Below are 22143 nucleotides of genomic sequence, written 5' to 3' on the forward strand. Positions count from 1 at the left end.
CGGCCCTTCTGTTTTGTCCGGTACGCAAGACCACACCAGGCCCCCCGGGGCCTCCGGCCCAGCACCACCAGTCCACTGGGCCGGAACCACTGAGAAGACGAGGAAGACGCCAACAGTGTCCACGGTCATCACGCCGCCCATCCCGTCCGTACCGCCGACAAGCCAGATCACCAAGGCCGACCAGGCCGACCCCCCGGAGGTTCCTTCCATGCAGCTCGGTTCCATCGAGCAGGCCGAGGCGCTCGGTCTCCCCATCCCCTGCCGGGCCTTCGACCCCGAGGTCTTCTTCGCCGAGACGCCCGCCGACGTCGAGTACGCGAAGTCCCTCTGCGGCACCTGCCCGGTGAAGGAGGCCTGTCTGGCCGGCGCCCTCGAGCGGCGCGAGCCGTGGGGCGTCTGGGGCGGCGAGCTCTTCGTCCAGGGTGTCGTCGTGGCCCGCAAGCGGCCCCGCGGCCGTCCGCGCAAGACCGAGGTCGTGGCGTGAACCCCGACCACGGAGCCGGAGCCGTCCGCCGGGGAGAGCAGCCCCCGCTGGACAACGCCCTCCGCCGCTCCGTGAGGATCGCCGCCGCCAAGGCCGACGCAGCCCGCACCGCACACCACCCGACTTCGCACCACGAGCAGGACCACCACATGACCGCCGCCGCCATCGATCCCACCGTCCGCGCCGAGCAGACCACCGAACGTCAGATCCAGAACAGGACCCTCGAGATGCAACTTCTCCACGAATCCCTGGCCCGCGCCCATATGCAAGAGCGACTCCACGAGGCCGAGCACCAACGGCTCGTCACCCGGATCGCCCGGGCGCGCAAGCTCAAGCAGCGGGCCGAGCGTGCCTCGCTGCGGGCCCGCAAGGCCCTCGCCGTCGCGCTCATGTAGGCGCGCGGACGCCAGTTCGACCCCCGTCGTGCCGCAGGCCGCCCCCCATCACGGGGAGCGGCCTGCGGCCGTTGCGGCTCCTGCTCAGCTTTGCGGCTTGCGCGCCGCCCCCTTCGGGGACTTCGCAGGCCGCTTCGCCGGCTCATGCACCGAGAACTCCGGCAGCCACTCCAGCATCTCCGCCCGGAACGGCGCCTTCGCACCCAACTGACACAGCACCCCGATCGTGCTCAGCGTCACCCGATGGATCAGCAGATACGCCGGCGGCAGGTTCAGCTGCTTGCCCAGGTTGTAGGCCGGCGAGCGCGGATCGGCGATCCGGGCCGCCTGCGCCCGCATCCAGGCCCGGGTGAAGTGGAAGGTGTCCACCGCGGCCGGCTCGATGATCGGCACCAGGTAGTCCAGCACCGCGTCCGGATCCAGCTCGATCGACGGCTTGACGAAGCCCTCCTCGCGCAGCATCTTCAACACGCCCGCCGCGTCCCCGTCCAGCGCCATCCGCAACGACGCCCCGATCGGCGCCGGCAACCCGCCCGGCAGCCGGTCCACCGTGCCGAAGTCCAGCACCCCGAGCCGCCAGCCCGACGCCGGGCCGTCGTCCTTCAGCAGCCGGAAGTTGCCCGGGTGCGGGTCCGCGTGCAGCAGACCCGTCCGGGACGGGCCCGCGAACAGGAACCGGGCCAGCAACTGGCCCGCCCGGTCGCGCTCCTCCTGCGTGCCGCTCGCGATCACCTCGGCCAGCGGCGTGCCGTCCATCCACTCCGTCACCAGCACCTGGTCGGCCTGCGCCACGACCCTCGGCACCACGATGTCGGGGTCGTCCGCGAACTCCTCGGCGTGCCGGCGCTGCGCCTGCGCCTCCAGCTCGTAGTCGAGCTCCTCGGAGACTCGCTCGCGCAGCTCGGTGATCAGCGGCTTGATGTCCAGCCCCGGGACCAGCGGGCCCAGCAGCCAGGCGACCCGGCTCAGCTGCGACAGGTCCGCGAGCAGCGCATCGCCCGCGCCCGGGTACTGCACCTTGACCGCGACCCGGCGCCCGTCGTGCCAGATCGCCTTGTGCACCTGCCCGATGGACGCCGCCGCGGCCGGCCGGTCGTCGAACTCCTGGAACAGGCCGCGCCAGCCGTCCCCGAGCCGCTCGGCGAGAGCGGCGTGCACCTTGGCGGCGGGCATCGGGGGAGCGGCGTCCTGAAGCTTGGTCAGCGCGGCGCGGTACGGCCCGGCGACCTCCTCCGGCAGCGCGGCCTCGAAGACGGACAGCACCTGCCCGAACTTCATCGCCCCGCCCTTGAGTTCACCCAGCACCTTGAACAGCTGGTCGGCGGTGGCCTGCTGGAGCTCGGCCGTCACCACCTCGGCGGACCGGCCGCCGATCCGCTTGCCCAGCCCGAGCGTGGCCCGCCCGGCTATCCCCAGCGGCAGGGCGGCGAGCCGTGCCGTGCGGGTCACTGCCTTGCGCGGAAGATCGCTCACCGGGCCTCCATCCCACACCGCGGCCCCCCAACACCGGACGGCCGACCATCACTACGCCATTGTGCCCGCTCCCCGCCCCGCGTCCGCCCGCATTTCGCGGAGGCTTGCGGGCGTTCTGCTCGAGGGCTGCGGCTCGTGGGGGAGGGGCGGGCGCAGGGCCAGGCCGAACGAGGACGACTTCGGGGCCGTAGCTGCACTTGCTGTCGCGGGTGGCCACCGGATCGATGCCGCGGGCGGCGGTCGCGGCGGAGCAGGCCGGGAGCCGCCGAACTCGCCGCCTGACGCGGATCGCCGATCCCACCGATCCCACCGATCTCACTGATCTTGCCGAGCTCACCGATAAGGCCGGTGCCCCTGGGGTACCGGCCTTCGGTGGCGCGTGGGGGCGGCGCGTGAGAAGTCGGACGGGCCGACTTCCTGTGCTGCCATTCTGTCCTTTGGTTCGTCAGGCGGTGCTGGCGCGGCGGTAGGTGGCCACGTGGACGCCCGTCTTGGCGATGGCGGTGGAGGCCAGATCGAGCGTGCGCAGGGTGCCGTCCGCCGGGAAGATCGTCTTGCCGCCGCCGAGCAGGACGGGCATCACCATGAGGCGGAGCTCGTCCACCAGGTCCTCGCTCAGGAGGCTGCGCACGAGGGTGGGGCTGCCCATGACCAGCAGATCGCCGCCGTCGGCCTTGCGCTGGTGCCGGGCCCAGGCGATGGCGTCGTCGCCGGGGACGAGCGTGGTGTTGGCCCAGGTGAGGTCGGACTCGCCGAGCGTGCGGGAGACGACGTACTTGGGGATGGAGTTCATCTGGTCGGCGAACGGGTCGCCGGCGCGCTCGGGCCAGGCCGCGGCCATCGTCTGCCAGGTGCGGCGGCCGAACAGCAGGGCGTCGGCGGTGCTCATCGCGTCGTTGATGAAGGAGCCCATGGTCTCCGGGTCGAAGAACTGGTGCGACCAGCCGCCGTGGGCGAAGCCGCCGTCGGTGTCCTCCTGCGGGCCGCCGGGGGCCTGCACGACGCCGTCCAGGCTGATGAACTCGCTGATCACGATGCGCATGGGGTTCGCTCCTTTTGCTCGCTTCGGGCTTACGGAAATGGAGACCGGGGTGCTGCTCGAAAATCATCGCCCGGGTCGGGGTGATCTGTCTCACACTCGCCCGGGTCGGGGGCCCACCCCCCTCCCCCTCCCACCCACCCTCCGCCCCGCCCACCTGCCGAACGCCTACCAAGCTGCCCTCCCCCCACCCACCACCACCCTCACCTCGGCGGCTGCGGCTGCCACAGGCAGCCGCAGTCCGGGTGCCCCCTCAGCCGCAGGCGGCGTGGCATCCCGTCGCTCGCCGACAGCTCGCACCACCCGTCCACGCTCGGCGGTCGCCCGCCGTCCAGGTGCACCTGGACATGGAGTGCCGCCAGGCCGGCCACTGCCGTGGCCAGTGCGGTGTCGCAGGCCGGGGTGCGCGCCCGCCCCGGTCCTCCGTCCGCAACCTGGGCCAGCATCCGTGGCCAGGCCGCGTCCTCGTCCTCCCTCAACAGCACCAGGCAGTGCCCACACGCCGACACCCCTGGCACCACCAGCGGACCGACCACCCCGAACTCCTCGACCACCCCCACGTACAGGTGCGGTACCCCGGCCCGGAGTAACTGCCGCGCCTCGTACGCCCCGCCCGCGAACGCCCCGCTCCCGTCCCGCGGCGCCAGGACCACGAGATCGGGCGGCTCGTCCCCGGTCCGCCGTGCGGCAGGTGCCTGGCGCCGTGCCGAGGCCCGCTGCACCGCCTCCTTCGCGGCCGTCGCCCGCAGCCGTCCGACGTCCGAGGGCGGCACCCCCGCGGGGGAGCAGTCGCCGGGCCGGACCCGGCCGCCGTCCTTCACCGTGACCACCCCCGTCCCGCCGGCGGCGAGCACCGCCGCCACGGCGGCCCCCACCCGCCCCGCACCGCGCACCTCGATCCGGGCACCCGCCCGCCGGGCCAGCACCGCCGGTGCGGCGCCCGGGCCTGAGTGCACCAGCGAGAGCGACGCGAGGTCCGGCCCCAGCAGGTCCCGATGCGGCTGCGGGAACCGGGCCAGCGCCGCCTCGTCGGCCTCCGCGTCGTCAAGCAGCCCGGCCTGCTCCAGTTCGTCCAGCAGTGCTTCCGCGGGATCCCGCCCGAACCCGATCCGCTCGCCGGCCTCCAGCAGGGCGGGCCGGTCCCGTGTCCCGTCGAGCAGGCCCAGGAAGTCGCACAGGGTCTTGTCGGCGCGTTCGAGCACCCCCGCATACCGGCGGACGGTGCCGAACTGCAGGATCTCGGAGTCCCGCCAGCTGCGGGACAGAGCGGGCTTCAGCGCGAGGCGCACGGCGATCTTCCTTCCGATGGTTTCCGGACGGCTGACTGCAGCTTGCCCTATCGGCCCGACATCGCGCGCAGAGTTATCCACAGGCCCGATCCTGTGATCGCATCATCCGTTCGCGGGCCTTGTGGATAACTGTCGATCCACCCCGCCGTCGGTTTCCGGACACCCCCGGTTGGTCTTTCGTTCCCGATCACTCCACGAAAGATTCCGGCCAAGGCAGCGGACTTCCGTCCGTGATACCGGGTAACGTCGTGTGCCATGGCAGCCGAGCGGGACTCCCATCCATCGGCGTCGCGTAGGCGTGCCCGTGCGGTGTCCGGGTCGGAAGTGGCGGCGCCGAGCACGCGCGGGCGCCCGGACCAGCAGCAGCCGAGGCCCCCGCAGCCCGAGCACCAGCCGCCCGCGGCCAAGCCCGCGGAGCCGCACGACCGCACCCGGGTCGAGGTGCGCCGCAGCGCCCGCCGCAGCCGCACCGTCTCCGCCTACCGCGAGGGCGACCGCACCGTGGTGCTGATCCCGGCCCGGATGTCGCACGCCGAGGAGCAGCGCTGGGTCGCGCAGATGCTGGAGAAGCTGGCCGCACAGGAGAGCCGCCGGATCCTCGGGGACGACGCGCTGGAGGCTCGCGCCCGCGAGCTGTCGGCCGCCTACCTGGGCGGTCGGGCCCAGCCGGCCCAGGTGCGCTGGGTCACCAACCAGAACTCGCGCTGGGGCTCCTGCACCCCCAGTGAGCGGACGATCCGCCTGTCCCACCGCCTCCAGGGCATGCCGGAGTACGTCCTCGACTACGTGCTGCTGCACGAGCTCGCCCACCTGCTGGTGCCGGACCACGGACCGGCGTTCTGGGCCCTGCTGGAGGCCTATCCGCGCACCGAGCGGGCCCGCGGCTACCTGGAGGGTGTGGTCTCGGCGGCTCGTCTGCCGCACATCCCGGGGGCCCGGCACTCCGATCCGGGGTCGGATCCGGCCCGCTCCTGCGGCTGAGAGAACAGCCGCCGAGGCCTGACGCCGGAGACGAAGAGGGAGGGCGCGGACCGAATCGGCCGCGCCCCCTCTCCTGCGTCACACCTCAGCTCGTCAGTCGCCGCGCCCGTGCCACCAGGTCGCGCACCGAGTCGTCGGTCAGCTCGGGGAGCCCGTCGTAGTCGAACCAGCGCAGGTCCAGCGACTCCTCGCTGATCAGCGCCTGCGCACCGGCCGGGGCCAGCGCGATGTACTGGACGTCCAGATGGGTGTTCTCCGGCCGGTCCTTGCCGGTGCAGCGGACCTGGTGGCGGTCCAGCTTGGCCGGGGTCGGCCGGCCGTCCACCGCCAGCAGGGTGAGGTCGGGGATGCCGGACTCCTCGACGGCCTCCCGCAGCGCCGCCGACGCGAGGTCCCGGTCGCCCGGTTCGCAGTGGCCGCCCATCTGCAGCCACCTGCCCACCTTGGGGTGCAGGGTGAGCAGCACCCGCTCGGCGGCCGGGTCGACGACCGCCGCGCTGGCGGTGATGTGCGCGGGCAGGCAGGAGCGGAACAGGCCCTCGGGCTGCTCGGCCAGGTGGTCCAGGTAGTCCAGCCGCAGCTGCTCCTGGTCCTGGTCGGCGGGCCGCCACCGGGTCAGGGTGCGGACGGCGTCCGCGTGCAGGGCGGACGCCCCCGTGTCGGTGACCGTCATGCGGTGGGCTCGCCCTTTCCGTCACTGCCGTTTCCGTCGGTGCCGTCCTGCTTGGGCTCGTCGCTCTTCGTCAGGTCGGGCCGGCCGGCGGAGCCGCCGGCCGCCGCCTCGCCGAGCAGCTTGTCGAGCGCGTCGAAGTCGATGCCGCCCTCCAGGTCGCCGGCCGCCTCCCGGTGCACGAAGGCGTCCGGGTCGTCCAGGTCGGCGGCGGTGGGCAGCATGTCCGGGTGCTCCCAGAGGGCGTCGCGGCCCTCGACGCCGCGCGCGTCGGCGAGCAGCGCCCAGAGCCGGGAGGCGTCGCGCAGGCGGCGCGGGCGCAGTTCCAGGCCGACGAGGGTGGCGAAGGTCTGCTCGGCGGGCCCGCCGGCCGCGCGGCGGCGGCGGACGGTCTCGCGCAGGGCGCCGGCCTGCGGCAGGTGCGGTTCGGCGGCGGTGTGGACGACGGCATCGACCCAGCCCTCGACCAGGGCGAGCGCCGTCTCCAGGCGGGCGAGCGCGGCCTTCTGCTCGGGGGTGTCCTCGGGCTGGAGCAGGCCGCCGGCCAGTGCCTCCTGGAGCGCCTCCGGGTTGCTCGGGTCGAGCTGGCCGACCAGCTCCTCCATCCGGGAGGTGTCGACCTTGATGCCGCGCGCGTAGGCCTCGACGGCGCCCAGCAGGTGGGCCCGCAGCCACGGCACGTGGGCGAAGAGCCGCTGGTGGGCGGCCTCGCGCAGGGCGAGGTAGAGGCGGACCTCGTCGGCGGGCACGCTCAGGCCCTCGCCGAACTCGGCGACGTTCTGCGGCAGCAGCGCGGCCTTGCCGGCCGGGGCGAGCGGCAGGCCGACGTCGGTGGAGCCGACCACCTCGCCGGCGAGCGCGCCGAGCGCCTGACCGATCTGGGTGCCGAACATGGCGCCGCCCATCGAGCGCATCATGCCCATCAGCGGGCCGGCCATGGCCTGCATCTCCTCGGGCAGGACGCCGCCCATGGCGGTGCCGACCCGCTCGGCGACCGGGTCGACGAGGTCCTTCCAGACCGGGAGGGTGGCCTCGATCCACTCGGCGCGGCTCCAGGCGACGGCGGTGCCGGCGCCGGAGGGGAACTCGGTGGCGCCGTCCAGCCAGAGGTCGGCGAGGCGTACGGCCTCGGCGACGGCCGAGCGCTCGGCGGCGCTGACCGAGCGGTCCTTGCTCCTGCCCTCGGCGGGCTCGGCGACGACGGTCTGCCGGGCGATGTTCTTGGCGAGCTCCCAGTTCACCGGGCCGCCCTCGAACGAGAGCATCTGCCCGAGCTGCTGGAACGCGGCGCCGAGGTCGTTGGGGTTCATGCCGCCGAACATCGCGGCGAACGGGTTGTCGCCCGCGCCCGGAGCGCCCGGGGCCCCGCCGGGCATCCCGAACAGCGCGCCGAACGGGTTGCCGCCCGCGAAGCCGAACGGCTGCGGGCCGCTCTGACCGGGGCTCTCGGAGCCCTGGTCCTTCTTCTTCTGCTCGTCGTCGGGCTTGGCCTTGCCGTCCTCGGGCTCCTCGGGCGGAACGCCGAATCCGAAGGGAAGGTCGCTCACGGGGTCCTCGATCCGGTCGGCCGTCATACGGGTGTGGCGGGAAGTTCTGCGCGCCCGGGGCAGCGGCGGAGGGGGACTCTGGGGCGGCTCCCGCGCGGCAGGCCCGCGCCGGGTGCACCGCCGGGCCTTCGCCTCGGGCAGGATGGACGTACGTGACACACGTACGTACGCACATAAGCTAACCGTGGAGGATGGCCGGTGAGTTCCCCGCCCTCGGACGTTCGCTCTGGGCTGACCGGAGGAGAGGACGCCCCGGACACCACGGCGTCGCCGCCTCCAGCCTACGGCGGACGGCCGGTCACCGTGGCCGTCACCGGCGCCGCGGGCGTGCTCGGCGAGCAGGTCGCGGCCCGGCTGGTCGCCTCCCCGCACGTGAAGAAGGTCCTCGCGGTGGACGACCGGCGCGGCGACGTGCCGGGCGTGCAGTGGCGGGTGCTGGACGTGCGGGATCCGGCCGTGGCCGAGCGGCTGGCCGGGGTCGACGTGGTGGTGCACCTGGCGATGGACTTCGGCATGGAGTCCGACCCGCGTGCCCGCAGCGCCTACAACGTGCGCGGCGCCCAGACCGTGCTCACCGCCGCCGCGGCCGCCGGGGTGCACCGGGTGGTGCTCTGCACCTCCGCCATGGTCTACGGCGCGCTGGCCGACAACGAGGTGCCGCTGGCCGAGGACTCCGAGCTGCGGGCGACCGAGGAGGCCTCGCTCGTCGGGGACCTGCTGGAGATCGAGCGGCTGGCCCGGCGGGCGCCGCGCGCCCACCCCGGGCTCCAGGTGACGGTGCTGCGCCCGGCCGTCGTGGTCGGCCCGGGCGTGGACACCGTGCTGACCCGGCACTTCGAGGCGCCCCGGCTGCTGGTGGTGGCCGGTTCCCGCCCGTGCTGGCAGTTCTGCCACGTGGAGGACCTGTCGACGGCGCTGGAGTACGCGGCGCTCGGCCTGGTCGAGGGCGAGGTGACGGTCGGCTGCGACGGCTGGCTGGAGCAGGAGGACGTGGAGCGGCTGTCGGGGATCCGGCGGATGGAGCTGCCGGCCTCGCTGGCGCTCGGTACCGCGGCCCGGCTGCACCGCCTGGGCCTGACCCCGGCCCCGGCCGGGGACTTGGCGTACACGATGTATCCGTGGGTGGTCTCCGGCAGCCGGCTGCACGAGGCGGGCTGGCGCCCGGCCTGGACCAACGAGCAGGTGCTGGCCGAGCTGCTGACCCAGGTCTCCGGGAAGCACGCGGTGGCCGGGCGGCGTCTGGGCGGCAAGGAGGCGGCGACCAGCCTGGGCGCGGCCGGGGCGACGGTGGCGCTGGTCGGTACGGCGGCGCTGGTGCGGCGGGCGCGCAAGCGGCGGCGCTTCTGACGCTTCCGGGGCGGCTCCGCGACGGCACTGCCGCCACCAGCCATTTCTCACGATGCGAAATTTCATAATCGTGATACGGAAGGCCCTGCCCCAAACCACCCGTGATGGGGAATCATGGGGTCATGTCCGAGAACCACGACCCCATCCGCCTGCTCGCCATCCGCGACACCCCGCTCTCGCTGGACGAGGTGTACGAGGCGGTCGGCGACGACGCGGCCGGCGGTACGACCGTCTTCGTCGGGACGGTCCGTGACCACGACGGCGGCAAGTCCGTCGCCGCGCTGGAGTACAGCTGCCACCCCACGGCCGAGCAGGAGATGCGCCGGATCGCCGAGAAGATCGTCGCGGACTTCCCGGTCCGGGCGCTCGCCGCGGTGCACCGGATCGGCCGGCTGGAGATCACCGACAAGGCGGTGATCGTGGCGGTCTCCTGCGCCCACCGCGGCGAGGCCTTCGCCGCCGCCCGCCGGCTGATCGACGACCTCAAGCACGAGGTGCCGATCTGGAAGCACCAGGTCTTCGCCGACGGCGAGGAGGAGTGGGTCGGCGCCGGCGGGTGCTGAGCCGCACACCGGCGCGAACCGCCGCGAGCCGACCGCCGACCGGCCGCACACGGAGGGCACCGAACACGCCCAGATTGCCGGGCCCCTCACCCGAACGGGTCCGGGCCGGTTGGCCGAATACTCCCTGGCAGTGAGCCGATCGGAGGTCCCGTAACCCGGATGGCGGTGATCGCGTTGTCCGCCGGAGTGGCTAATCTGCTCATAGACACGACGAGCAGGGAGTACGGACATGGGTGCGCTCGCCTGGTTGATCATTCCGGTTGTCGCCGTCCTGCTCGCCACGGTGTGGGCGGGCTGGGCCCAGCGGGCTCCGAAGGCCACCGGGGATCCCGCCTCCCTCGCCGAGCACCAGCGCTTCATGGCCGCGATGGAACGCACCACCGCCGGTACCGCCGCCCCCGGGGAACGGTCCGGCCGGTAGCCCGGGGGGCGCCGCGTCACCCGCGTCCCGTACTGTCGAGGCATGCCACGCCGCTCTGCGACGATGCTCGCCGCCACCCTGCTGCTTATAGCGCTGCTCTGCGTCTCGGTGCTGATGAAGGTGCCGTACACGGAGATGAGCCCGGGGCCGACGTACAACACCCTCGGGACGCAGGGGGGCAAGCCGGTGATCACCATCACCGGCCGCGACTCGTACCCGACCACCGGGCACCTGAACATGACGACGGTCCAGGTCACCGGGGCCAAGTACGAGCCGAGCCTGGTCAACGCGGTGATCGGGTGGCTGCGGGACGACGTCATGGTGGTGCCGCACGACAACGTCTACCCGAAGGGGCAGACGGACGCCGACGCCAAGAAGCAGAACGCCGAGGAGTTCGCCTCCTCCGAGGACAGCGCCCGCACCGCGGCGCTCAACGAGCTGGGCATCCCGGTCGGCAACGAGTTGATCATCAGGTCGGTCACGGCCGGCGCTCCCGCCGAGGGCCGGCTCCACGCGGGCGACCAGATCGTCGCCGTCGACGGCGCGGCCGTGACCACGACCGAGCAGGTCGCCGCCGGCGTCACCAAGCACAAGCCGGGCGAGCAGGTCGTCTTCACGGTCGTCCCCCGGGTCAAGGACGCCTCCGGCAACGGCGGCGCGAACGCGGGCAGCAGGACGGACGTCACCGTCCCCACCGTGGCGGCCAGGACCCTCGACCCGAAGGCCCCGGCCGAGCGGGCCGACCTCGCGGTGGTCGGCATCGGCACCACGATCCGGCACACCTACCCGTTCCAGATCGACATCGGCCTGCAGGACGTCGGCGGCCCCAGCGCCGGTCTGATGTTCTCGCTCGGCATCATCGACAAGCTGACCCCGGGCGGCGACCTCACCGGCGGCAGGTTCGTCGCGGGCACCGGCACGATCGACGACGACGGCAAGGTCGGCCCGATCGGCGGGATATCGATGAAGCTGATCGCCGCCCGGGACGCGGGCGCCGAGTACTTCTTCACCCCGTCCGGGAACTGCGCCGAGGCGACCAAGAACATCCCGTCGGGGCTGACCCTGATCAAGGCGGACACGCTGGACGGCGCGCTGAAGTCGCTGGAGCAGATCCGCTCCGGGCAGACCTCCGCGCTGCCGTCCTGCGCCGCGAAGTAAGCCCTCCGAAGGGCCCTCGGGGAGACCCCCGGGAAGACCCTCGGCGGACTACGCGAAGGTCGCCAGCAGCGCGTCGGTCAGCCCGGGCACCAGGTCCGGGCCGGTCAGCACCTCGCGCGCGGAGTCCTTGGAGCGCAGCCGGAGCGCGATCTCCTTCTTGCCGTCGCGCAGCACGGCGGCGGTGATCCGCACCTCCTCGCGCTTGGGGTGGTTGGCGACCCACTCGGCGAGCTGGGCGTCGGTGGCGTTGCGCGGGCGGGACTGCTCGGAGCCCGGCGGGAGCATCAGCCGCTCGACGACCAGGGCGCAGCCGGCCACCGCGTCGGGCCAGGCGATGGTGCCGAGGAACTTGTCCAGCTGCATGCCGGCCGGCAGTTCGTCCTGCTCGACCGGGGTGAGGCCGGCCTCGTCGGTTTCGGAGAGGCCGAGCTGGGCGGCGACCCTGGGGTCGGCCTTGCGCAGGGCGGCGCTGTCCACGAGGGCGAACAGCCGGGCCGGGAGGTCCCAGCCGAGGGTGGCGGCGTACTCGTCGATCTCCAGGGCGGCCCGGGTGAGGGGCGAGGCGGCGGGGAGCTTGGAGACGTCGTCGGGGGAGTTGATCGATTCAGGCGCGTCGGACATGCCTCAATCCTCACACGTCGGGCGGGGCCTGCCGCGCCGGGCGGTGCCGGTGGTGCGGGGGAGCGGGGTCGTAACCGTCTGCTAACGGTGGGAACTCGGCCGAAGCCTGGTTTAGTTGCTCTGAAGACCGACCGACTCCAGACGACACAGCTGAGGGGCCACCGTGGTATTCCAGATGCCGGAACGCTCAGGGCCGGGATTCCGGCGCAGGGTAGGCCCGCCCTCCCGGCGGGCGCGGGTGGCCCTGCTGACCCTGGGCGTGCTCGCGGTGCTGTTCCTGCTGTTCGTCATGTTCGCCGGGTTCTGGACGGACTGGCTGTGGTTCAGGTCGGTCCACTACTCGTCGGTGTTCACCACGCAACTGTGGACGAAGGTCGGCCTGTTCGCGGTCTTCGGGCTGCTGATGGCAGTGATCGTCGGCTTCAACACCTGGCTGGCGCACCGGCTGCGGCCGCCGCTGTCGGCGATGTCGGTCGAGCAGCAGAGCCTGGACCGCTACCGGGCGGGGCTGGCGCCGTTCAAGCGCTGGGCGCTGATCGGGATCTCGCTGGTGATCGGCCTGGTGGCGGGGGCGGCGGCGTCCGGGCAGTGGCGTACCTGGCTGATGTGGACGAACGCGACGTCGTTCGGCGAGAAGGACGCGCAGTTCGGCATGGACGTGTCGTTCTACGCCTTCGACCTGCCGTTCTACGAGTTCGTGCTGGGCTTCGCGTTCAGCGCGGTGATCGTCTCGCTGCTGACCTCGGTGCTGGTGCACTACCTGTACGGGGGGCTGCGGCTGCAGGGCCCGGGTCGGCGGGCGAGTGCGGGCGCGCAGGGGCATCTGGCGGTGCTGCTGGGCGTGTTCGTGCTGCTGAAGGCGGTCGCGTACTGGCTGGACCGGTACGCGCTGGCGGTGAAGACCGGCTCGTACAAGGGTGTTTCGGGCTGGACGGGGCTGCGGTACGTGGACGCGAACGCGTTCCTGCCGGCCAAGACGATCCTGTTCTTCGTCGCGATCATCTGTGCGGCGCTGTTCTTCCTGACCCCGGTCCGCCGGACGTGGGCGCCGGCGCTGATCGGCCTCGGGCTGATGGTGCTGTCGGCGGTGCTGATCGGCGGGGTGTATCCGGCGATCGTGCAGCAGTTCCAGGTCAAGCCGAACGAGCAGGCCAAGGAGACGCCCTACATCCAGAAGAACATCGACGCGACGCGGCAGGCGTACGGGATCGCGGACGCGCAGACCTCCCAGTACACCCCGCAGGGTTCGACGACGGCGGACGCGCTGAAGCCGGACGCGCAGACCGTCGCGGACATCCGCCTGCTGGACCCGAACATCGTCTCGCCGACGTTCCAGTCGATCGAGCAGCAGCGCAACTACTACGCCTTCCCGAACACGCTGGACGTGGACCGCTACGGCGCGGGCGCGGGCAAGCAGGACACCGTGATCGGCCTGCGCGAGCTGGACCTCAACGGGGTGCAGCGCAACTGGATCAACGACCACTTCAAGTACACGCACGGCTACGGCGCGGTGGTCGCCAAGGGCAACCAGGTCAACGACAAGGGCCAGCCGGTGTTCACCGAGTCGGGCCTGCCGGCCACCGGTGCGCTGGGCGACTACGAGCAGCGGGTCTACTACGGCGAGAAGACGACGACGTACTCGATCGTCGGCGGCTCGAACCAGGAGATCGACTACACCACCGAGACCGGCGAGAACAAGCAGTACCAGTACGCCGGCAACAGCGGTGTCTCGCTGGACAATCCGATCACCCGGGCCGCGTACGCGGTGCGCTTCGCCGAGCCGCAGATCCTGTACGCGGGCGCCATCACCGACGGCGCGAAGGTGATCTACAACCGGACGCCGAAGGAGCGGGTGGAGAAGGTCGCCCCGTGGCTGTCGATCGACGCCGACCCGTACCCGGTGGTGCAGAACGGCCGGGTGGTCTGGGTGCTGGACGGCTACACCACCTCGGACGGCTACCCGTTCTCGTCCAAGACGACGCTGGGCACCGCCACCAAGGACTCGCTGACCAACCAGCGCGGTGAACTGCTGACCGTCGCCAGCCAGGTCAACTACATCCGCAACTCGGTCAAGGCCACGGTCGACGCGTACACCGGCGAGGTGAAGCTCTACCAGTGGGACGAGAACGACCCGGTGCTGAAGACCTGGATGAAGGCGTTCCCGGACACCGTCCAGCCGAAGGCGGACATCCCGGCCACGCTGCTGCCGCACCTGCGGTACCCGCAGGACATGTTCAAGGTGCAGCGCGACCTGCTCGGCCAGTACCACGTGACCGACGCCAACTCCTTCTTCAACGGCAGCGACATCTGGCAGGTCCCGGTGGACCCGACCAGCGACACCAAGCAGGTCCAGCCGCCGTACTACCTGACGGTGCGGATGCCGGACCCGGCGGTCACCTCGGCGAGCTTCTCGCTGACCAGCACCTTCGTGCCGAACGGCCGGGAGAACCTGGCGGCCTTCATGGCGGTCGACGCCGACCCGGGGCCGGACTACGGGAGGCTCCGGATCCTCAAGGTGCCGGGGGACAGCAAGACGCTCGGCCCGAACCTGGTGCAGTCGCAGTTCAACTCCCGGCAGGAGGTGGCCCAGCAGATCACACTGCTGAAGAGCGGCGGCGACTCGGACCTGGAGTACGGCAACCTGCTGACCCTGCCGGTCGGCGGCGGTCTGCTCAACGTCGAGCCGGTGTACGTGCGTGGACGCGGCGCCAAGTACCCGACGCTGCAGAAGGTCCTGGCGGTGTACGGGAACGACAACGTGGCGTTCGAGAACACCCTGGAGGAGGCTCTGAAGAAGGTCTTCGCCGGCGCCGCCCCCGCGGCGACGCCCACCGCCCCCAGCACGCCGACGAACCCGGGCACGCCGACGGCGCCGACGACGCCGACGCCCACCGCGCCGGCCACGCCGACGCCGGGCGGGACGATCTCGCCGGAGCTGCAGAAGGCGCTCTCGGACGCGGAGAAGGCGTACAACGACAGTCAGACCGCGTTCAGGAACGGCGACTGGGTGGCATACGGCAACGCCCAGAAGGCGCTCGGCGACGCGCTGAAGGCGGCCGAGGCGGCCCGCGGCGCCGGCCCGGCGGCGACCCCGAGCGCGGCCGCGACCCCGGGCGGATCGCCGAGCCCGAAGCCGTGACCCCGCTGAGCTGCGACAACCGATTCACGTCCCACCCCGCACCCGTGCTATGGTTTAACCACCGACGCGGGGTGGAGCAGCTCGGTAGCTCGCTGGGCTCATAACCCAGAGGTCGCAGGTTCAAATCCTGTCCCCGCTACTCAGTGGCCAGAGGCCCGGAGGATTCCTTCCTCCGGGCCTCTGGTGTTTTCACCCCGAAGCGGTGGGAACCGCTCCGGTACTATCGACCGTCGCCAACGACGACGGCACAGGGGTTTGTGGGGTTGAAGTGTCGGGAAATCGACAAAGCGCCGAAGCAATTCCGTCGGCTTCGGGGCTGCCCGGCCCGAATTCGGCCGGGGCAGGTGTACGCGGGTTGCGGGTGATGCGACGATGGGACACGTGGGGGACGGTGGCCGGCTGCTGACCAGCCGTCGGGTCCGGCACCTCCCCGGGCGCCGCGACACTCTGGGGGAGCGGGAGTCGGCATGAGGCTGATCGGCAAGTACGGGTCAGGCGCCAAGTCCGCGGCGGCCACCGAGGCGGACACCGACTCCTGGGCGGAGAGCCCCGAGAGCCGGCTCGGCGCCCTGCCCGCCCAGCGCACCAGCGGCCTGTCCGAGCGCCGCCCCTCGGCCGGCTACGGCCCCGACAGCCTGGTGCACGTGTCCACCCGTCAGTTCGCCGCCGCCGTCGGCTCGTACGGCGCGGACGGCGAAGACGGCCCGCTCGGCTCCGGTGCCCTCGCCGCCGGTTCTCTCGACCCGGCCGGGCTGGACACCACCAGCTTCGAGAGCGCGCTGGCCGCCCGCGAGCAGGCCGCCCTGGAGTCCCGGCACCGCCAGGCCGCCGACGACGGCGACCCCGACGCCGCCTGCCGGCTCGGCACGCTGCTGCTGCGCCGCGGCGACCTGGAGGATTCCGAGCCGTACCTGCGCGCCGCCGCGGCCGCCGGGGTGCGCGCCGCCGCCAACAACCTCGGCGTGCTGCTGCACCAGCAGGGCCACCGCGGCGAGGCCGCCCAGTGGTGGCGCCAGGCCGCCGTCGCCGGCAGCGCGCCCGCCGCGCACGCGCTCGGGCTCCAACTACGCGACCAGGGCGAGGAGGAGGCCGCCGAGTACTGGCTGCACTTCGCCGCCGACCACGGCCACCCGCTCGGCGCCTACGCGCTGGGCGACCTGATGGAGCACCGGCGCGACGTCCGCGCCGAGCGCTGGTTCAAGGTCTCCGCCGACGCCGGCCACCGGGAGGCCGCCTACCGCCTGGCCCGGATGCGCGAGGCCGCCGGGGACAAGGAGACCGCCGAGACCTGGTACCGCACCGCCGCCGCGCGCAGCCACGCCCGGGCCGCGCTGCGGCTCGGCGTGCTGCTGGAGGAGCGCGCCGCCGCCGACCAGTCGCTGCTCGACGAGGCCGCCCGCTGGTACCGGCAGTCCGCGCAGAACGGCGAGCCGCGGGCCGCCTGCGCGCTGGGCTTCCTGCTGCGCGACTTCGGGGACGTCACCGCCGCCGCCGAGTGGTGGCAGGAGGCCGCCGAGGCCGGCGACGGCAACGCCGCCAACGCGCTGGGCGCGCTGCACGCGAGCCGCGGCGAGGCCAAGGAGGCCGAGCACTGGTACCGCACCGCCCTGGACGCGGGCGACCAGAACGGCGCCTTCAACCTCGGCCTGCTGTGCGCCGGCACCGGCCGGGAGCAGCAGGCCGAACAGTGGTACCGCCGGGCCGCGTACGCCGGGCACCGGGAGGCGTGCAACGCGCTGGCCGTGGTGCTGCTGCAACGCGGCGACGAGTCCGGCGCCGAGCCGTGGTTCTCCAAGGCGGCCGAGGCCGGCAGCGTCGACGGTGCGTTCAACCTGGGTGTGCTGCACGCCGGGCGCGGCGAGCAGCGGCAGGCGTACGAGTGGTACGCGCGGGCCGCCGCCGAGGGGCACGGCGAGGCGGCTCTGCAGCTCGCGGTCGTCCAGGAGCAGCGAGGAAACCTGGCCGGGGCGCTGGAGCGCTACCGGCAGGCGGCGGCCGGCGGTTCGGCGGAGGGCGCGTTCCGGCTGGCCTCGGTGCTGGACCGGCGCGGTGACGCGGACGCGGAGGCCGAGCACTGGTACGCGGTGGCGGCGGACGCCGGGCACCGGCGGGCGCAGGTGCGGATGGGCGTGCGGGCGGCCGAGCGGGGTGCACTGGAGATCGCCGAGAGCTGGTACCGGCGGGCGGCGGAGGCCGGCAGCCGCAGTGCGGCGTTCAACCTGGGGCTGCTGCTGGCGCGGCAGGACAGCGAGGCCGAGGCGATGCTCTGGTACACCCGGGCGGCGGACGCCGGGCACGGGCGGGCGGCGCTGCGTCTCGCGCTGCTGGCGCTGCGCCGGGGCGAGCCGGTGCAGGCGGAGAACTGGTGCCGCCGGGCGGCCGACTACGGGCCGGCCGAGGTGGCGGAGCGGGCTGGGCGCCTGCTGGGCGCGTTGCACGCGGAGCTGAGCGCGTAGCGCCCTATTACGGCCTGCGGGCGCAGTCGGGGCAGAGCCCGCGGTAGGTGATCTCGGCGCCGGAGAGGACGAACCCGAAGCGCTCGGCGACGGGCAGGGCGGCCAGTGGGTCGCCCTGTGGGTGGACGTCGCGGATCGCGCCGCAGCCCGAGCAGATCAGGTGCTGGTGGGCGTGGTGGGCATTGGGGTCGTAGCGCTTGGCGCGGCCGTCGGTGGCGACCTCCAGGACCTCGCCGAGGCCGACGAGCTCGCCGAGCGTGTTGTAGACCGTCGCGCGGCTGATCTCGGGCAGGCGCTGGACGGCGCGGGCGTGCACCTCGTCCGCGGTGAGGTGGACGTGCTCGCCGTCGAGGACCTCGGCCACGACCCGGCGCTGCGAGGTGAGCCGCCATCCCCGTCCGCGAAGTCGTTCCAGCAGGTCGCTCATGGGGACAGCCTAAGTGACGATCCGAGATTGGTTCCAGTGTTGACTTGGACAAAGTCCAAGTTAGGATCGAGTCGTCACGACGGATCACGCGGAGGCACCCTCTTATGACGACCCAGGACGAGCTGCGCCCCACCCTCACCACGGAGGCGGGTGCCCCCGTCGCCGACAACCAGAACACCGAGACGGCCGGAGTCGGCGGCCCGGCACTCATCCAGGACCAGCAGCTGTTCGAGAAGCTCGCGCACTTCAACCGCGAGCGGATCCCGGAGCGCGTGGTGCACGCCCGCGGCGCGGCGGCCTACGGCACCTTCACGGTGACCGCCGACGTGACGCCCTACACCCGGGCCGCGTTCCTCTCCGAGACCGGCAAGCAGACCGAGGTCTTCCTGCGGTTCTCCACCGTGGCCGGCAACCTCGGCTCCGCCGACGCCGTCCGCGACCCGCGTGGCTTCGCGGTGAAGTTCTACACCGAGGAGGGCAACTACGACCTCGTCGGCAACAACACCCCGGTGTTCTTCATCAAGGACGCCGTCAAGTTCCCCGACTTCATCCACACCCAGAAGCGGGACCCGTACACCGGCTCGCAGGAGGCGGACAACGTCTGGGACTTCTGGGGCCTGTCGCCCGAGTCGACCCACCAGGTGACCTGGCTGTTCGGCGACCGCGGCATCCCGGCCTCCTACCGCCACATGAACGGTTACGGCTCGCACACCTTCCAGTGGCAGAACGAGGCCGGCGAGTACTTCTGGGTCAAGTACCACTTCAAGACCGACCAGGGGATCAGGAACCTCTCCCAGGACGAGGCCAACAAGCTCGCCGGCGAGGACCCGGACAGCCACCAGCGCGACCTGCGCGAGGCGATCGAGCGTGGCGAGTTCCCCACCTGGACCGTCCAGGTGCAGATCATGCCGGCGACCGACGCGGCGGCCTACCGCTTCAACCCGTTCGACCTGACCAAGGTCTGGCCGCACGCGGACTACCCGCCGGTCGAGATCGGCAGGCTGGAACTCAACCGCAACCCGGACAACATCTTCGCCGAGGTCGAGCAGTCGATCTTCTCCCCGGCGCACTTCGTGCCCGGCATCGGTCCGTCCCCGGACAAGATGCTCCAGGGCCGCCTGTTCGCCTACGCCGACGCGCACCGCTACCGCGTCGGCATCAACGCCGACCACCTGCCCGTGAACCGCCCGCACGCCACCGAGGCGCGCACCAACAGCCGCGACGGCCACCTGTACGACGGCCGTCACGGCCGCCAGAAGAACTACGAGCCGAACAGCTTCGGCGGCCCGGTGCAGACCGGCCGCCCGCTGTGGGCCGCGACCCCGGTCGGCGGCGCCACCGGCAACCACGCGGCGCCCACGCACGCCGAGGACGACGACTTCGTGCAGGCGGGCAACCTGTACCGGCTGTTCTCCGAGGACGAGAAGCAGCGGCTGATCGCCAACCTGGCCGGCTTCATCGCCAAGGTCTCCGCCGACCGCGAGGACATCGTCGAGCGGGCGATCGACAACTTCCGCAAGGCCGACGCCGATTACGGGCAGCGGCTGGAGACGGCCGTCCGGGAGCTGCGCAAGCAGCGGTGACCCGGGCCGAGCCCACCTGAGCGGCGGGTCCGGTCGATCGGATGACCGGTCGACCGGGCCCGCACCATGTCCGCAGCGGCGTCAGACGCTCAGCCGGCGCAGTGTCTCCTCGTGGAGCAGGCCGTTGCTGGCGACGGCGTCCGCGCCGCCCGGGCCGGGGATGCCGTCGAGGCCGGTGAAGCGGCCGCCGGCCTCCTCGACGATGATGCAGTTCGCGGCCATGTCCCAGAGCGACAGCTCGGGTTCGGCGGCGATGTCCACGGCGCCCTCGGCGACCATCATGTAGGACCAGAAGTCGCCGTAGGCGCGGGTGCGCCAGCAGGCCCGGGTGAGGTCGAGGAACGGGTCGAGGCGCCCGCGCTCCTCCCAGCCGGAGAGCGAGGAGTAGGAGAACGAGGCGTCCTCGATCCGCGAGACGCCGGAGACGTGGATCCGGGAGGCCTTGGCCAGGCTGCGGCCGGCGAAGGCGCCGAGGCCCTTGGCGGCCCACCAGCGGCGGTTCAGCGCGGGGGCGGAGACGATGCCGACCACGGGGCGCTCGACGCCGTCCGGGCCGTCCTCCAGCAGGGCGATCAGGGTGGCCCAGACCGGGACGCCGCGGATGTAGTTCTTGGTGCCGTCGATCGGGTCGACGACCCAGCGGCGCGGGCCGGAGCCCTGCAGGCCGAACTCCTCGCCGAGCACCGCGTCGCGCGGGCGGGCGCGCTGGAGCACGCTGCGGACGAGTTCCTCGGCGGCCTTGTCGGCGTCGCTGACCGGGGTGAGGTCGGGCTTGGTCTCGATCGCGAGGTCGAGGGCGCGGAAACGCTCCAGGGTGACCGAGTCGGCCGAGTCGGCGAGGACGTGGGCGAGTCGGAGATCGTCGTGGTAGTCGGCCATGTCCGAAACCCTAGCGAGCCCGCCCGGATCGGGACAGCCGGGCTCGCGGAGCGGACGGTCCCGGCCTGGATGTCCTCGCGGACGCGCTCCCGGGTGCCTTCAGGTGTTCCCTCAGGTGTTCCATCAGTGGGCGGAGCCGCTGAGCTGGAGGCCGATGACGCCGGCGATCACCAGGGAGATCGAGACCACCTTGAGCACGGAGGTGGCCTCGTCCAGGAAGACCATGCCGTAGATGGCGGTGCCGGCCGCGCCGATGCCGGTCCACACCGCGTACGCGGGGCCGACCGGAAGGCTCTTCAGGGAGAGGGTGAGCAGGCCGAAGCTGCCGAGGGCGAACACGCAGAAGCTGATGGTGGGCCAGAGCCTGGTGAAACCCTCGCTGAGCTTGAGGTTGATCGCGAAGCCGGTCTCCAGCAGGCCGGCCAGGACCACCAGGGCCCATGCCATCGTGTGCCCTCCCTGTCGATCGACGGGCCGGACCGCGCTGCGGCCCGACTTTCCTATGATCACCAGGCCGGCGCGGTCCGACACCTCGAACGGGCCCGCGAACCCCGAGGAACGGCACTGCGCACAGTTCGGGGAACGGCGCGCCGTGCCGGGGCGTCGGGTCAGTCGCCCTCGCGGGCCTCCTTGCTGGCGAGCAGGCGGCGCAGCGAGTAGAGCCGGGCGGCCTCGGCGTGGCCGTCGGCGACCCAGGCGTCCAGGGCGCAGTCCGGCTCGTCGTGGCTGCACGCGCGCGGGCAGTCGGCGGTGCCGGGTTCCAGGTCGGGGAAGGCGTGGATGACCCTGGACGGGTCGATGTGCGAGAGGCCGAAGGAGCGGAAGCCGGGGGTGTCGATCACCCATCCCGGGTTCAGCGCCTTCTTGGAGCCGGCCTTGGCACCGGGCGGCGGGGGCAGCCGCAGCGCCAGGGCGGAGACGGTGGTGTGCCGGCCGCGGCCGGTCACGGCGTTGACGCGGCCGGTCTGCCGCTGGCGGTCCGGGACGAGGGCGTTGACCAGGGTGGTCTTGCCGACGCCGGAGTGGCCGATGAACACGGTGGAGCGGCCGCGCAGGTGCTCGCGGACGGCCTCGGCGCCGGCGGTCTCCAGCTCGTCCCGGCGGGTGACCACGTAGCTGATGCCGAGCGGCGCGTAGGACTCCAGCAGCGGTTCGGCCGAGGCGAGGTCGGACTTGGTGAGCACCAGCAGCGGGTCCATGCCCGCGTCGTAGGCGGCCACCAGGCAGCGGTCGATCAGCCGGGGCCGGGGCTCCGGGTCGGCCAGGGCGGTGACGATGGCGAGCTGTTCGGCGTTGGCGACGACGATCCGCTCGTACGGGTCGTCGTCGTCCGCGGTGCGCCGCAGCACCGAGCTGCGCTCCTCGACCCGGACGATCCGGGCCAGGGTGTCGGCGTCCCCGGAGAGGTCGCCGACCAGGTTGACGACGTCGCCGACGACGACGCCCTTGCGGCCCAGCTCACGGGCCTTCATCGCGACGACCTCGCGCTCCTGCTTCGTCCCCGGGTCGACCAGGCAGGTGAGCCGGCCGCGGTCGACCGTCAGCACCATCGCCTCGGCGGCGTCCTCGTGCTTGGGCCGGATCCGGGTCCGCGGCCGGGAGCCCCGGCGGGCGGGGCGGTTGCGGATGTCGTCCTCGTCGGCGTCCTTGCCGTAGCGGCGCATGGTGTTC

The 22143-nt window shown here is 72.6% G+C and carries 20 protein-coding genes and 1 tRNA gene; 11 read left to right on the forward strand and 10 right to left on the reverse strand.

The window, feature by feature from the left end; translation table 11 throughout:
- The first annotated feature begins 115 nt into the window (after positions 1-115).
- Together F7Q99_RS16990 and F7Q99_RS43665 are read left to right on the forward strand one after the other, a co-directional pair.
- The gene (locus F7Q99_RS16990; RefSeq protein ID WP_407697794.1) at positions 116-484 is read left to right on the forward strand and encodes a WhiB family transcriptional regulator; all 369 of its coding nucleotides are present in this window, start codon (positions 116-118) and stop codon (positions 482-484) included.
- Between the two features lie 149 nt (positions 485-633).
- Positions 634-879 (forward strand): hypothetical protein, encoded by a 246-nt coding sequence (locus F7Q99_RS43665; protein ID WP_407697860.1) that lies wholly within the window; start codon positions 634-636, stop codon positions 877-879.
- Positions 880-963: 84 nt separating this feature from the next.
- On the opposite strand, the gene F7Q99_RS17000 is transcribed toward F7Q99_RS43665, so the two are convergent.
- The 3 genes from F7Q99_RS17000 to F7Q99_RS17010 all read right to left on the reverse strand — a co-directional run bounded on the left by F7Q99_RS17000 (position 964) and on the right by F7Q99_RS17010 (position 4680).
- The gene (locus F7Q99_RS17000; RefSeq protein ID WP_326846761.1) at positions 964-2352 is read right to left on the reverse strand and encodes an ABC1 kinase family protein; all 1389 of its coding nucleotides are present in this window, start codon (positions 2350-2352) and stop codon (positions 964-966) included.
- Between the two features lie 445 nt (positions 2353-2797).
- Positions 2798-3394 (reverse strand): dihydrofolate reductase family protein, encoded by a 597-nt coding sequence (locus tag F7Q99_RS17005; RefSeq protein WP_153462470.1) that lies wholly within the window; start codon positions 3392-3394, stop codon positions 2798-2800.
- Between the two features lie 200 nt (positions 3395-3594).
- Positions 3595-4680 (reverse strand): ThiF family adenylyltransferase, encoded by a 1086-nt coding sequence (locus tag F7Q99_RS17010; RefSeq protein ID WP_153462472.1) that lies wholly within the window; start codon positions 4678-4680, stop codon positions 3595-3597.
- Positions 4681-5121: 441 nt separating this feature from the next.
- On the opposite strand from F7Q99_RS17010, the gene F7Q99_RS17015 reads away from it, so the two are divergent.
- Positions 5122-5661 (forward strand): M48 metallopeptidase family protein, encoded by a 540-nt coding sequence (locus F7Q99_RS17015; protein ID WP_326847217.1) that lies wholly within the window; start codon positions 5122-5124, stop codon positions 5659-5661.
- An 85-nt stretch (positions 5662-5746) separates the two neighbouring features.
- Here F7Q99_RS17015 and F7Q99_RS17020 read toward each other — a convergent pair whose 3' ends face one another.
- Both F7Q99_RS17020 and F7Q99_RS17025 read right to left on the reverse strand, forming a co-directional pair.
- The gene (locus F7Q99_RS17020) at positions 5747-6334 is read right to left on the reverse strand and encodes an NUDIX hydrolase (RefSeq protein ID WP_153462476.1); all 588 of its coding nucleotides are present in this window, start codon (positions 6332-6334) and stop codon (positions 5747-5749) included.
- Positions 6331-7878: a zinc-dependent metalloprotease gene (locus F7Q99_RS17025; RefSeq protein WP_326846762.1), complete on the reverse strand. Its 1548-nt coding sequence runs from the start codon at positions 7876-7878 to the stop codon at positions 6331-6333. Before F7Q99_RS17025 ends, F7Q99_RS17020 begins: the two co-directional genes overlap by 4 nt.
- 198 nt (positions 7879-8076) lie before the next feature.
- Between F7Q99_RS17025 and F7Q99_RS17030 the strand changes: the two genes are divergently transcribed.
- The 4 genes from F7Q99_RS17030 to F7Q99_RS17045 all read left to right on the forward strand — a co-directional run bounded on the left by F7Q99_RS17030 (position 8077) and on the right by F7Q99_RS17045 (position 11367).
- Positions 8077-9225 (forward strand): NAD-dependent epimerase/dehydratase family protein, encoded by a 1149-nt coding sequence (locus F7Q99_RS17030; protein WP_407697795.1) that lies wholly within the window; start codon positions 8077-8079, stop codon positions 9223-9225.
- Positions 9226-9347: 122 nt separating this feature from the next.
- Positions 9348-9788, forward strand: coding sequence for a molybdenum cofactor biosynthesis protein MoaE (locus F7Q99_RS17035; protein WP_230210246.1), 441 nt, complete (start codon positions 9348-9350; stop codon positions 9786-9788).
- A 229-nt stretch (positions 9789-10017) separates the two neighbouring features.
- Entirely contained in the window at positions 10018-10209 is a 192-nt protein-coding gene (locus F7Q99_RS17040; protein ID WP_153462483.1) for a hypothetical protein, read from the forward strand.
- Between the two features lie 42 nt (positions 10210-10251).
- Positions 10252-11367 carry a YlbL family protein gene (locus tag F7Q99_RS17045; RefSeq protein WP_153462485.1) on the forward strand — a complete coding sequence of 372 codons (1116 nt, stop codon included), beginning with the start codon at positions 10252-10254 and terminating at the stop codon, positions 11365-11367.
- A gap of 48 nt (positions 11368-11415) precedes the next feature.
- Here the strand turns inward: F7Q99_RS17045 and F7Q99_RS17050 are convergent, their stop codons facing one another.
- Entirely contained in the window at positions 11416-11988 is a 573-nt protein-coding gene (locus F7Q99_RS17050) for a PPA1309 family protein (protein WP_153462487.1), read from the reverse strand.
- A 175-nt stretch (positions 11989-12163) separates the two neighbouring features.
- Here F7Q99_RS17050 and F7Q99_RS17055 point away from each other — a divergent pair, with 175 nt between their 5' ends.
- The 3 genes from F7Q99_RS17055 (at position 12164) to F7Q99_RS17065 (ending at position 17583) form a co-directional block, all read left to right on the forward strand.
- Positions 12164-15127, forward strand: a complete 2964-nt coding sequence (locus F7Q99_RS17055) for a UPF0182 family membrane protein (RefSeq protein WP_153462489.1) — start codon at positions 12164-12166, stop codon at positions 15125-15127.
- Between the two features lie 65 nt (positions 15128-15192).
- Positions 15193-15266 (forward strand) — tRNA-Met (locus F7Q99_RS17060).
- A 328-nt stretch (positions 15267-15594) separates the two neighbouring features.
- On the forward strand, positions 15595-17583 hold the full coding sequence (locus tag F7Q99_RS17065) for an SEL1-like repeat protein (RefSeq protein WP_230210247.1): 1989 nt from the start codon (positions 15595-15597) through the stop codon (positions 17581-17583).
- Between the two features lie 7 nt (positions 17584-17590).
- Here the strand turns inward: F7Q99_RS17065 and F7Q99_RS17070 are convergent, their stop codons facing one another.
- Positions 17591-18010 (reverse strand): Fur family transcriptional regulator, encoded by a 420-nt coding sequence (locus F7Q99_RS17070; protein ID WP_153462491.1) that lies wholly within the window; start codon positions 18008-18010, stop codon positions 17591-17593.
- 104 nt (positions 18011-18114) lie between these two features.
- On the opposite strand from F7Q99_RS17070, the gene F7Q99_RS17075 reads away from it, so the two are divergent.
- Complete coding sequence (locus F7Q99_RS17075) at positions 18115-19593, forward strand: catalase (protein ID WP_153462493.1); 1479 nt, start codon at positions 18115-18117, stop codon at positions 19591-19593.
- An 81-nt stretch (positions 19594-19674) separates the two neighbouring features.
- Here the strand turns inward: F7Q99_RS17075 and hisN are convergent, their stop codons facing one another.
- The 3 genes from hisN to rsgA all read right to left on the reverse strand — a co-directional run bounded on the left by hisN (position 19675) and on the right by rsgA (position 22136).
- On the reverse strand, positions 19675-20472 hold the full coding sequence (gene hisN, locus F7Q99_RS17080) for a histidinol-phosphatase (protein ID WP_153462495.1): 798 nt from the start codon (positions 20470-20472) through the stop codon (positions 19675-19677).
- Positions 20473-20595: 123 nt separating this feature from the next.
- Positions 20596-20919 carry a DMT family transporter gene (locus tag F7Q99_RS17085; RefSeq protein WP_153462497.1) on the reverse strand — a complete coding sequence of 108 codons (324 nt, stop codon included), beginning with the start codon at positions 20917-20919 and terminating at the stop codon, positions 20596-20598.
- 161 nt (positions 20920-21080) lie between these two features.
- Positions 21081-22136 carry a ribosome small subunit-dependent GTPase A gene (gene rsgA, locus F7Q99_RS17090; RefSeq protein ID WP_153462499.1) on the reverse strand — a complete coding sequence of 352 codons (1056 nt, stop codon included), beginning with the start codon at positions 22134-22136 and terminating at the stop codon, positions 21081-21083.
- Positions 22137-22143: the final 7 nt, after the last annotated feature.

The sequence above is a fragment of the Streptomyces kaniharaensis genome (genome assembly GCF_009569385.1).
Lineage (GTDB): Bacteria > Actinomycetota > Actinomycetes > Streptomycetales > Streptomycetaceae > Kitasatospora > Kitasatospora kaniharaensis.